The 10,687-nt window shown below is 63.3% G+C and carries 9 protein-coding genes and 1 pseudogene; 6 read left to right on the top strand and 4 right to left on the bottom strand.

Annotated elements, in window-relative coordinates:
• Positions 1 to 167: 167 nt before the first annotated feature.
• Positions 168 to 749: a TetR/AcrR family transcriptional regulator gene (locus tag HDC29_RS10995; protein ID WP_179497079.1), complete on the bottom strand. Its 582-nt coding sequence runs from the start codon at positions 747 to 749 to the stop codon at positions 168 to 170.
• A gap of 46 nt (positions 750 to 795) precedes the next feature.
• Between HDC29_RS10995 and HDC29_RS10990 the strand changes: the two genes are divergently transcribed.
• Entirely contained in the window at positions 796 to 1,323 is a 528-nt protein-coding gene (locus tag HDC29_RS10990) for a dihydrofolate reductase family protein (RefSeq protein WP_179497078.1), read from the top strand.
• A 116-nt stretch (positions 1,324 to 1,439) separates the two neighbouring features.
• Here the strand turns inward: HDC29_RS10990 and HDC29_RS10985 are convergent, their stop codons facing one another.
• Positions 1,440 to 2,444: an AraC family transcriptional regulator gene (locus HDC29_RS10985; RefSeq protein ID WP_179497077.1), complete on the bottom strand. Its 1,005-nt coding sequence runs from the start codon at positions 2,442 to 2,444 to the stop codon at positions 1,440 to 1,442.
• 105 nt (positions 2,445 to 2,549) lie between these two features.
• Here HDC29_RS10985 and HDC29_RS10980 point away from each other — a divergent pair, with 105 nt between their 5' ends.
• The 3 genes from HDC29_RS10980 to HDC29_RS10970 are packed head-to-tail and all read left to right on the top strand — an operon-like array spanning position 2,550 to position 6,912.
• Positions 2,550 to 3,029: a 2,4'-dihydroxyacetophenone dioxygenase family protein gene (locus HDC29_RS10980; RefSeq protein WP_218844323.1), complete on the top strand. Its 480-nt coding sequence runs from the start codon at positions 2,550 to 2,552 to the stop codon at positions 3,027 to 3,029.
• A gap of 33 nt (positions 3,030 to 3,062) precedes the next feature.
• Positions 3,063 to 5,426, top strand: coding sequence for a TonB-dependent receptor (locus HDC29_RS10975; RefSeq protein WP_179497075.1), 2,364 nt, complete (start codon positions 3,063 to 3,065; stop codon positions 5,424 to 5,426).
• Between the two features lie 43 nt (positions 5,427 to 5,469).
• Positions 5,470 to 6,912, top strand: coding sequence for a DUF1254 domain-containing protein (locus HDC29_RS10970; protein WP_218844322.1), 1,443 nt, complete (start codon positions 5,470 to 5,472; stop codon positions 6,910 to 6,912).
• A gap of 182 nt (positions 6,913 to 7,094) precedes the next feature.
• Here the strand turns inward: HDC29_RS10970 and HDC29_RS10965 are convergent, their stop codons facing one another.
• The gene (locus HDC29_RS10965; protein WP_257018160.1) at positions 7,095 to 8,204 is read right to left on the bottom strand and encodes a PAS domain S-box protein; all 1,110 of its coding nucleotides are present in this window, start codon (positions 8,202 to 8,204) and stop codon (positions 7,095 to 7,097) included.
• Positions 8,205 to 8,560: 356 nt separating this feature from the next.
• On the opposite strand from HDC29_RS10965, the pseudogene HDC29_RS10960 reads away from it, so the two are divergent.
• Positions 8,561 to 9,052, top strand: a pseudogene (locus tag HDC29_RS10960) (RNA polymerase sigma factor); the annotation flags it as partial.
• A 779-nt stretch (positions 9,053 to 9,831) separates the two neighbouring features.
• On the opposite strand, the gene HDC29_RS10955 reads toward HDC29_RS10960, so the two are convergent.
• Positions 9,832 to 10,092: a hypothetical protein gene (locus HDC29_RS10955; RefSeq protein ID WP_179497073.1), complete on the bottom strand. Its 261-nt coding sequence runs from the start codon at positions 10,090 to 10,092 to the stop codon at positions 9,832 to 9,834.
• Positions 10,093 to 10,297: 205 nt separating this feature from the next.
• Between HDC29_RS10955 and HDC29_RS10950 the strand changes: the two genes are divergently transcribed.
• A complete protein-coding gene (locus HDC29_RS10950; RefSeq protein WP_179497071.1) occupies positions 10,298 to 10,600 on the top strand; it encodes a DUF1153 domain-containing protein in 303 nt (100 codons plus the stop codon).
• The last annotated feature ends 87 nt before the right edge of the window (positions 10,601 to 10,687 follow it).

Genomic DNA, 10,687 nt, shown 5'->3' with positions numbered 1-10,687 from the left:
GGGTCTGCCTGCGGCAGCCCGCGTTCAATCAGGTGCGGCGATCGCTGGGCCGCTTTACATCGAGGCTAGCACCAATCCGCGCAGCGGTTCGTGCATCGGCCAGAACGGTACAGAAGAAACTAACGCGGTCGCATAGATCGACGGTCAATCGGAATGGTACGCCACCTTTAGGACGGGCTCGGCCGCCTGGGATTGCTGACAGACTGCCACCATTCCATCAATGCGGTCCGGATGGCCTCTTCTGGATCACGGTCGCGTATAAATCCCCACCAGATGATGGTGCCCTGCCAGACGGCAAGCATCTGCCACCCCATTGCCTCGCCATTAGCTGATCCTTGCGTCAATCTCCCGCCGAGAACAACTGCCAGGCGCCGTCCCCAAGCCGAGCCGCGAGCGCGTAGCACTGGATCGCGAAAATCCTCGCGCAGGAGAAGAAGGCCTTCGGTGACATCTGTCTCCAGTCGGGGGCCATGCATGAGCCGGAGGAGGAGTTCGGCTGCGCCTGCGGGCGTTTCGGGGGTTTCGCTGGTAGCCACGAGCGTCAGGGCGTCGAGCTTATCCCACGCGTGAAGAAGTACCGCTCGGACCATACCCTCCCGGCTGCCAAAGCGTTGAACGAGTGAGGAGGCGGACAGGCCGACGATAGCAGAAGCTTTGGAAAAGCTCAGTCCTTCGGGACCCGTTTCGCTCACTGCTGCCAGCAAGGCGTCGAGCGCCGCTTCGTCCGAAACTGTCTTGATCCTACCCATGTCGGCGTTTAGTAAACGATCATTCGTTTATTTGCAAGGAGGCGATATGGCCCGGATCTTAGGATATATTGCGACCAGCCTCGACGGCTATATTGCCACCAAGAATGACAGTCTCGAATGGCTCTTTGCCTATGACCAGATCGACTTGGGCGAGCACGATTACCGCGAGTTCATCAAGGGAATCCGGACAATCGTAATGGGCCGCGGCACATATGATTTCCTGGAACAGGACGGATCAGCTTGGTCTTATGGCGATCAGCGCGTCTACGTCGTGACCTCGCGCCCGATCAATAAACCGAAGGGAGTGCTTGAGACCCGGAGCGACATCGACTCCCTTATCGACGAGCTGCGCGCACTCGACGACGGGCCAGTGTGGATGCTCGGTGGAGGCCAGCTTCAGATGACCTTCATGGAAAGGGGCGCGCTCGACGAGATCGAAATCTATATCTTCCCCGAGCTGCTCGGCGGGGGGAGGCCGCTCTTTCCCTCCACGGGATTTCGCAGCAGTCCAAAGTTGATCGGAGCCAAGGCGCTCGGGCGAGGCTGCGTCCGCCTCCACTATAGTTTCGATTGAGTGCGGTGCCCGCAACCTGCAGTCGTGGGATCATGGCCTAGCGCGGGAGCGGCGGCGAACGTCTTATTATGACGATTTGAGTCTGAAACCGGACTGTCTCAAATCGGCCACTTGCTCTAAGTATGAAGCCGATCCCGGCGGAGCGCGCGCGGGGAGCGATGATACCAGCGGCGGACCGCTCTCGATAACGCGCTGGTTTCCGAAAATTGCAGAGCTTCGGCGATTTGCGCGACGCTGAGACGCGAGTCCATGAGATAGGCGAGAGCGAGATCCGCCCGGACCGCGTCGACGATGTCGTCGAATGAGGTGCCCGCCGCAGCGAGCTGCCTCTGCAGACTTCGGGTCGAAGTGCCGAGCAGGTCCGCAGTCTCGTGCACCGTCAGCAGGCGGGAGAGAAGGCTTGCCCGTATGACGCGCTCGGTATGCAGGCCGATGAAACCTGTTCGTTCCGCATGCCCACGCTCGCGAGGGGGGATCGGCAAGGCGTCTCCGTCAGTCGGACGCGGCAGCGCGAGGAGTTCGGCGTCGAGCAGCATCGCGTTCCGGTCGGCATCGAAGAGAAGACGGGATCCCAGCAGGCGCCGATGCCAGCCCGAATCCGGCGGCGGCGCATGCCGGAATGCTACATAGGACGATTGCCAATTGGGACTGTGCCGACGGATCTCGGCAGTGAGAATGCTGAACCCCAGTTCGACGACGTGCCGGTGCGAGGGATAGATGTCTGCCGAAAGCTCGTAAGTGACGAGAAGGTCATTGCCCTCTTCCACGAGTCCGACGATCGCACCTAGCGTATGGAAGGGAAACAGCGCCGCGAGGGTGCGCAGCAGATCGCCGACGGTCCTGGCATTCCGGATCGGCAGGCCAAGAGACCCGAACAGCCCAAAATCCTGATATTGGCCAAGTCTCAGCGCGAATGACGGACAGCGCAGCTTCTTGGAGGCGATGTCGAGGAACCGCGGCACGGCAGCTGCCTCGATGGGCGCGTCGGGTGCGCCGAGGAAGCCGGGAGGGAGGCCGGCTTCTGCCGCGAGTGCGTCGAAATCCCCGCCCAACTCGGCAACGAGTTGTTGCGTGCCTGCGAGCGCGCCGCCTCGAACCCATCTTCCGCCTCGCGCTTTCATCGGGTCAGAATTTCATTTTGGCGTGCAAAGTCAACTTCCATTCGGTGCTCCCATCTAGAGGCCGCGGCTGAGCCGGGTAAGAAGCCGCGGCCGGGGAGAGGACTCATGATGAATTTCGAGACGATCGACACCGCCATCATTCACGACGAGGACCTGCCGTGGACGCCGTTTGCACCTTATAGCGGCACGGTCGAGGTCAAGCTGATCAAGGCGGATCCGGTTCGCGGCGAGACGGTCACGCTCCTCCGCGCCCCGATGGGGACGGTGCTCCCGATGCACCATCATGGTGGCACAGTGATCGTCTACACGATAGCCGGTGCGTGGCGTTACGCCGAGCATGACTGGATCGCGACGCCCGGCAGCATCGTCTACGAGACCGCCGGCTCGCGCCACACTCCGATCACGATCGAGGGCCATGGCGATGCGACCGTCACACTTAATATCACCACCGGCGATCTCGTCTATTTCGGGGAGGATGGCCAGATGGCGGCGATCGAGAACTGGCGAACCGCTGTCGATCGCTACCTCGCCTATTGCGCCGAGCATGGCATCGAACCGCGGGACGTGACGCATTTCGGCGCCTGAGCGCCATGAGATCCAGAACAGGGGAGAGACGGGTTGAGCCAGCTTGTGAAGGGCGCGCTTGCGCTCGGGACCGCGATTTATCTGTGCGCCGGAAGCGTTGCGGGATTTGCGCAAGAGGTCGAGGAAGGCGCGGCACACGATGACGTCGCGATCGTCGTGACCGCGCAGAAGCGCGGCGAGAATATCCAGGACGTTCCGGTGTCGATCGCGGCGTTCAGCGGCGAGACGATGGCCCGCGCCAATGTGATGAGCGTGCAGGACATCGGCCGTGTCGCACCGAACTTCTCGACCACGAAGGGGGCGGTCGCTTCTTCGCTCCGGCTCAGCATCCGCGGCATCGGCGCCTTCGGGAACACCGCCACCGAACCGAGCGTCGCAACCTTCGTCGATGGTGTCTATGTTCCGCGCGCGGGCGCGATCATCGGCTCCTTCATGGACATCGAGAGCGCCGAGGTGCTGCGCGGGCCGCAAGGCACGCTGATCGGGCGCAACGCGAGCGTCGGGGCGCTTTCGCTGCGCAGCGCGGCTCCGGCGCGCGACTTCTCGGCGCGTCTCACAGCCGAGGCGGGGACCTATGACCGCTACAAGCTCGACGGCTATATCAACGTCCCGCTGTCCGAAGATGTCGCCTTCCGTCTGGCCGGGCAGGGGCAATGGTCCGACGGCCTCTGGCGCAACCGGCTCGACGGGAAGCGCTATGGCGCGCAGGACGATCATGCGTTGCGCGCGAGCTTCAAGGCGAAGTTGGGCAACCTCGAATGGATCGTACGGGCCGATTATGCGAAATCTACGGGCGACGGCCTCGTCAATGCGGACTTCGATCCGTCATCGGTCAGCGCGCAGCAGCTGGCAGGCCTCGCAGCTCGGCTTGGCGCGCTGCCTGACACCAATCTCGGTGACCGGCTGATGAACCACGTCGTCACTGGCGACCTCGACGATCGCCAGTGGGGCGCGGTCAGCCAGGCATCGCTCGACCTCGGCGGGGGTACGCTGCGCTTGATCGACAGTTATCGCGACTGGAAGAATGGCCAACTCGACGGCGACATCACCTCGCTGCCGATCGCGATCGCTTCGCGTGTCAGCCGCTTCCGCTCGAAGAGCCAGAATCACGAGCTGCAATATATTTCGCCGACCGGCGAGTGGATCGGCGGGCGGCTCGATCTCGTCGCCGGCCTCTATTTCTACAAGGAAGATTACCGGATCGGCGAAGAACTCGACATAGGCGCGCAATATTGCAACGCGCTTTTGCCCGCCGGCGCGCAGCGCACGGCTTGCAACGCCTGGCTTTCTACGACCGGCGGGCGCGGCGCGAGCGAACAGGCCGTGACGCAGACCTCGCGCAGTTTCGCTGCCTACGGGCAGGCCAATATCCGGCTGGCCGATCCGCTCACCCTCGTTTTCGGCGGACGCTGGACGAAAGACGAGAAAACGGGCGCCTATGCGCAGACGATTGCGACCCCCTTCATCGCGGCGCTCAGGGCGCCCGAAGCGCTCGTCCTGCCCGATCTCGACGATGATCGCTTCACCTATCGCATCGGTCTCAATTTCGAGCCCGCCGAGGACATATTGCTCTTCGCCAGCTATTCGACGGGCTACAAGTCGGGTGGGTACAATAGCGGGGCAGGCGCGCCTTCGCTGACCGAGTTCGGGCCGGGCGGCGCGGTCGTCTCGACCAAGCGGATATTCGATCGCGAGACGGTGAAAAATTCCGAGGCCGGTATCAAGTCGCAGTGGCTGGAACGCAGCCTGACCGCGAACGTCACCCTCTACCGGATGGATATCGACGGTTATCAGGACCGCAGCTTCGACGGCACGAGCTTCATCGTGCGCAATGCCGGCTCGCTCCGCCATCAGGGGTTCGAGCTCGATCTCGCGCTGCGTCCGGTTCCGCGCTTTGCCGTCAATGCCTCACTTGCCTATCTCGACAGCAAGTTCACCAGCTTTCCCGCCGGCAGCGGCCTTCCGGGCCTTCCCGCTGGAACGGTCCAAGACTTGGAGGGTGCGCCCGCCAATTTCGCGCCCGCGTGGACGGGACGGGTGGGCGTCGACTGGAGCGGGGATGTCGGCAAGAGCGGCTGGACGTGGGAGCTCAACGGCAACATCTCCTTCACCTCGGACTATCGCAACAGCGGCGTCACCGACAATAATCCGCAGACGATTGAGGACGGCTATGCGCTGCTCGGCGCGCGGGTGAGTTTCAGCTCGCCCGACGAGCGCTGGACGATTGCCTTGTTCGGCAACAATCTGGCGAACAAGTCTTATGCCTATGGCAGCTTCAACCAGGTTCTCGCGGCTCAGCTGGGGCTCAACAACGGCATCTTCCCCGGCAGCACCGCAATCCGCAAATTGCGCGCCGATCCGCGAACACTTGGCGTGTCGGTGACGACGCATTTCTGACGAAGGGCGCGCCGGGATTTGAGGCGGCGCGAGCAGGAGAGTGATGATGGCTACAATCTACAAGCATTTGCTCGGCGCGGCAGCCGCTGCGACTATGCTGGCGGCTCCGGCCGCTCGCGCCGAGCCGGCATCCGATCTCTCGCCGGCGGAGGCAGGGGCCATCGCGATAGAAGCCTACGTCTACGGCTATTCGCTTGTCACGAGCGAGGTCACGCGCGTCCAGATGAGCAATGTCGACAAGGTCGAGGGTCTGCATGCACCCGCCGGCCAGTTCGTACATGTGAAGCGCTATCCGCCCGCCGCCTATCGCGGAATTTCCGCGCCCAATGCGGACACACTCTATTCGGTCGCTTGGCTCGATCTCGGCGCCGAGCCGATCGTCTTTTCGCACCCCGACATGGGCAACCGTTACTTCCTCTTCCCGATGTACAGCCTGTGGATGCCCGTGGTGGAATCCCCCGGGCGCCGCACGGCGGGCGGTGGCGCGCGCACCTATCTGATCGCGGGACCTGAATGGCGCGGCAAGGTGCCGGACGGCATGACCGAAATTCGCTCGCCGACGCGCCATCTCGTCATTCTCGGGCGTACCTATGCCGACGGTAGCGAGGCCGACTATGCGAAGGTCCACGCGTTGCAGGCGCAATATCGGCTGACGCCGCTCTCCGCCTTCGGAAAGCCGTACGAGGCGAAGCCCGCGCCGGTCGACCCAAACCCCGGCTACAGCATGACCGATAAGCCGCAAACCGTGATTCTCGACATGGGAACGAAGGGCTATTTCGACCTCATGGCGCGGCTGATGTGCAAGGATGCACCTGCCGCTCCGGCAGACGCAGCGATCCTCGCCCGAATGGCGCGTATCGGGCTGGCGCCTTGCAAATCTTTCGACATCGACCGGCTCGACCCGGAGGTCCAGGCATCACTCCCCGGCCTGCCGCAAGCCGCGCTCGAAAAGATCGAGGCCAACAAGCCGGTCATGGGAGAGCGGATTGCCAGCTGGACGATCTCCAAGGGGCTCGGGCGCTACGAGACCGACTATATGAAACGCGCTGTGGTCGCGGCGTTCGGCTGGCCCGCCAATCTGCAGGAAGACGCGGTCTATCCTTACGCGGAGAAGGATAGTGACGGGCAGCCGCTCGATGGCAAGAACAACTACACCTTGACCTTCGCCAAGGGGCAGTTGCCTCCAGTGGATGGCTTCTGGTCGCTGACGATGTATCAGGTGGATCGCGGCTGGTGGTTCGTCGACAATCCCCTGAACCGCTTCACGATCAGCCAGCGCGATGCGCTGCGCTATAATCCGGACGGATCGCTCACGCTCTATTTGCAGCATGATACGCCCGGAAAGGAGCGGGAAGCGAACTGGCTTCCGACGCCGAAGGGGGCGTTCGTGCCGATGCTCCGGATGTTTCAGCCGAAAACCGGGAGACCGTCGGTCTTTGACGGAAGTTGGCGGCCGCCCGCCATTGTTCGGTCGGTGCGGCGATAGGACGGTTCAGCCGGCGAACGCGCTTGGAGCTCCGCTCGTCTTGGGGCTGGCTGAAAAGCTGCCCGACCGCTATCGGTCGCTCTCGGCACGACTTGTCTTCGATCCCACCGCGCCGGGGAAGCGATTTTCCAATAAGACATCGGGGCCGGGTCTTTAATGCGGCATAAATTTTGAAGAGCAGTTCAGAGTTCTATCGCGGCGCGAGGGACCACGATGGAAACAATGAGCCCGGATGGCCGCCACTCGCGGTCGATCGACGCTTTCAAAGTTGCGGCGATGCCCTTTTCGAGGCGTGTGCCGAATCCTTCGCTGTCACGCGCTGCTGCGCCGCCGTCGCTCACTGGTCGGGGACCGCCAGTTTCTTCCCAACGAAGACGGACATCAACACCGTCGCTTTCAATGCGAACTGCGAGTCGGCCTTCGAAGACGGACAGCGAGCCATATTTTGCCGCATTCGTCGCGAGTTCGTGCAGGAGGAGCGCGACATGCGTGACCGCTCGTCCGCCGAGAAGGAGTTCGGGCCCCTCGACGACGATCCGATTGTCGGCTGAATAGGGGGCGAGTATGGCTTCGATCAGAGCCTGAAGATCGGTTTGCGGTGTCGGTTCGGTAGCGTCTCCGGCATCCGACATCGTCAACTCGTGTGCCCGCGCCAGTGCTTGTAGCCGGTCCTGGATTGTCTCCACGACCTGTTCGAGGCTTCCAGCGGACCTCGAACTGATCGTCACGATCGCATTGGCGAGCGCGAACAGGTTCTTCACGCGGTGCCGCATCTCGCCCATGAGAAGTCGTTGCTGTTCCTGCGCCATCCGCCGTTCGGTTATGTCGCGCGCGACCTTTGACGCGCCGACGATGTTCCCGTGCGCATTGTGGATCGGCGAAATGGTCAGAGAAATGTCGACGAGCTCCCCATTCTTGCGCAACCGTCTGGTTTCGAATGGAAGGACACGTCTACCGCGCTGGATCTCCGCGAGAATGCGCGGCTCTTCATTCAACCGATCCTCCGGGATCAGTATCGTGATTGATTTACCGATGACTTCTTCGGGCGCGTAGCCGAAGAGCCGGGTCGCTCCCGGGTTCCAGCTTTGGATGATGCCGTGGAGATCCTTGCTAATGATCGCATCGCCGGAACCGTCGATAATCGCGGCGAGCCAGTCACGCGGATCGGGAGCGTCAACCGAATCCAAACCGTCCGAGCCCGCAACAACGATGGGCATCGGAACCGATAGGACGTGGGCCGCATCGAAGTGTGCAATATCATGTTCCGCCGAAGCGTTACCGTTAGAGGTCATGATCTGCGCTCCTGAAACGAGTCTGCACGCCATTTCCGTGCCCCGCCGAAACACAAGTCCTCGCCGGCCCGATACGATGAGCGCTTCGCGCGTCGATGGCAAGTCGCCCCGCGAACGCCTCCCACGAGCCAATCCCGTCGCCGCAGCCGGCCACAAGCCGATATTATGACAATTCAATACGATGGACATTGAACGTGACAGGGACTCCCGGAGCCGGTTCCCAACCAGATGCGTGTCGGCGCTCCGGTCCTCCCGAATGTGACGCGGGGCTGAACCCGTCATCGCCGAAAAATTTAGCAGGCTGCGGAAGAACCGATAGAAGGCGGTCGTTTCTTCCTCGAACAAGAAAGGCGATGATGCGCTTCGAAGAGGAACTGGTCGAGCTGCTGCCGCGTCTGTGCCGTTTTGCGCGCGGGCTGGCGCGCGGGCTGGCGCGCAATGTCGGCGACGCCGACGATCTCTGCCAGGCCGCGATCGAGCGCGCCCCGAAAATGCGGGGCCAATGGCAACAGGGAACGAGACTGGATAGCTGGATGTACCGCATCACCCGCAATCTCTGGATCGACGAGCGCAGCGCAGCAGGTCGGCGCGGCGTCCATGCACCGATCGACGAAGCCGTCAACTAGACCGCGGGCAACGGCGCCGCCGAGGTCGAGGCCGGCGCGCTCCGCGGCGATGTCGATGGCGCGATGGCGCGCTTGCCCGACCAGCAGCGCGAGGTCGCGATGCTCGTTCTGGTAGAAGGCCATTCCTATCGCGAGGCGGCCGAGATACTCGACGTCCCTATCGGTTCCGTGACATCACGTCTCTCGCTTGGGCGTAAGACCTTGATGCACTTGCTGGGAGATTTGACTGCGCGCCGGATCGCGCGCGAGGCCGAAGGCGACGCTGCGCTCACCGCCGAGATCCCGCGGTACCGCGCGCTGAAGGCGCAATTGGCCGCGCATTATGCGCCCGTTGCCGACGAGCCGGTGCCCGAGCGGCTGCGCGCCCTCCTGATGCCGGACGCGACAATCGCCACCAGCCTCGCCGCGCGCCGCAAGGTCAGGCGCCTGCACTTCGCTCCGATCCATTTGGGCGCGATCGCGGCGTCGCTCCTCCTCGGGGTTTGCGATCGGTACGAAGCCGTGGATGCCCGCGGCCGACGTGACGAGCGCCGGCGGCTTGCTCGTCGCATCGGGACCGCTCGCCAGAGCGCTCGATACCCAGCTCGCGTCGAACCAGCCAGCCGAGGCCGAGATACGTATCGACTCAGTTTCCGCGACCGCGACGGGCGTTATTGCCGCAGCTTTGAGGGACGGGCGTTGTCGGGCATCGGCTGCCGCGAGGGTGCAGGTTGGGCGCTTGAACGCACGATGCAGGGGCGAGGCAGTGCGGATTACCGACAGGCATCGTCAGGCGAGCTCACGTCGGCAGCGGCGGCGATGATGGACGGCGCGCCGCTTGACGCCGCCGCCGAACGTGCCGCACGCGGAGCGGGCTGGGTCGGTCTCGACAAGTGAAGGCATGGCGGCAGGCGCCAGCGTTCGGGCCGCAGGTCGAGGGCCATGCCGCCGTCTGGATACTATTTCGGTCCAACGGGGTATGACATGGGCTAGACTCGCTGGGACATGCCGACCGGCAAGGCTCAGCTTGCGCCCTTGATCGGGACGACCTCGGCCGCCTCGTTTCCGGAGGATGCGCGGGCGGTGAGCATCGCATCATGCTCGGCGAAGACGCGCTCGATCTCCTCCCGTTTCTCGAGGATCAGCTTGGCGACGCCCGCGGTCATTCCGCCTTCTTCGCCGACGCGGCCCAGCACATGGGCGAGATCGGCGAGGGTCGCTCTTTCGGGCGTCGGGTGAAGCGAGCCCTTGTCGTCGCGGTAGGCCGTGCATTCGGTCGCCATCACCACCTCCAACTGTCCGTAGCGCCGGGAGATATACGCATGGCGGCGAGGAAAGTGGCATCGACATCAGGACGTTTCCGCGCGCGCTCCATTCGCCGCAATTAACCCTGCCCACCAAGCCTTCGTTAACCCGGTTTCGCGAGCATGATCCCGTTGCAAGGCCGGGGGGCACTGGGCGGCGAAGGCCGCGGGTCGGAGAGTCGACGTGCTCGAATATCGGAGGATACGACCGGCATCGGTTATCGGCCCGCTGGGCGAGGAATTGACCCTGGACAATCTGCCGCCGCCCGAGACCACGCGGTGGGTCAGCCGACGCAAGGCGCAGGTGGTCGCGGCGGTGGAGGGCGGATTGCTGACGCCCGAGGAAGCCTGCGCCCGCTATCGCATGGATCTTGAGGAACTCGCGAACTGGCAGCGTCTCTTTGATCGCGTCGGCGTCCCGGGTCTCCGCACGACGCGCATCCAGCATTATCGCGAACGGTTTCCGGAAGAATATCTGTCGTCATAGCGTCAGGCCCGGGACTCTCCTCGACACGAGGCATGATGACGATACCGCGAAATTGGTTCGCGCACGAAACCGGGATGAGTCTGGTGC

Source organism: Sphingopyxis sp. JAI108 (assembly GCF_013410105.1).
Lineage (GTDB): Bacteria > Pseudomonadota > Alphaproteobacteria > Sphingomonadales > Sphingomonadaceae > Sphingopyxis > Sphingopyxis chilensis.
Note: the sequence above shows the minus strand (reverse complement) of the source record. Positions and strands in the feature narration are given on the sequence as shown.

Bases quoted from the DNA above. Each gene is read 5' to 3' on its own strand.
- HDC29_RS10995 (WP_179497079.1), bottom strand. From the start codon at position 749: ATGGGTAGGATCAAGACAGTTTCGGACGAAGCGGCGCTCGACGCCTTG.
- HDC29_RS10990 (WP_179497078.1), top strand. From the start codon at position 796: ATGGCCCGGATCTTAGGATATATTGCGACCAGCCTCGACGGCTATATT.
- HDC29_RS10985 (WP_179497077.1), bottom strand. From the start codon at position 2,444: ATGAAAGCGCGAGGCGGAAGATGGGTTCGAGGCGGCGCGCTCGCAGGC.
- HDC29_RS10980 (WP_218844323.1), top strand. From the start codon at position 2,550: ATGATGAATTTCGAGACGATCGACACCGCCATCATTCACGACGAGGAC.
- HDC29_RS10970 (WP_218844322.1), top strand. From the start codon at position 5,470: ATGATGGCTACAATCTACAAGCATTTGCTCGGCGCGGCAGCCGCTGCG.
- HDC29_RS10965 (WP_257018160.1), bottom strand. From the start codon at position 8,204: ATGACCTCTAACGGTAACGCTTCGGCGGAACATGATATTGCACACTTC.
- HDC29_RS10955 (WP_179497073.1), bottom strand. From the start codon at position 10,092: ATGGCGACCGAATGCACGGCCTACCGCGACGACAAGGGCTCGCTTCAC.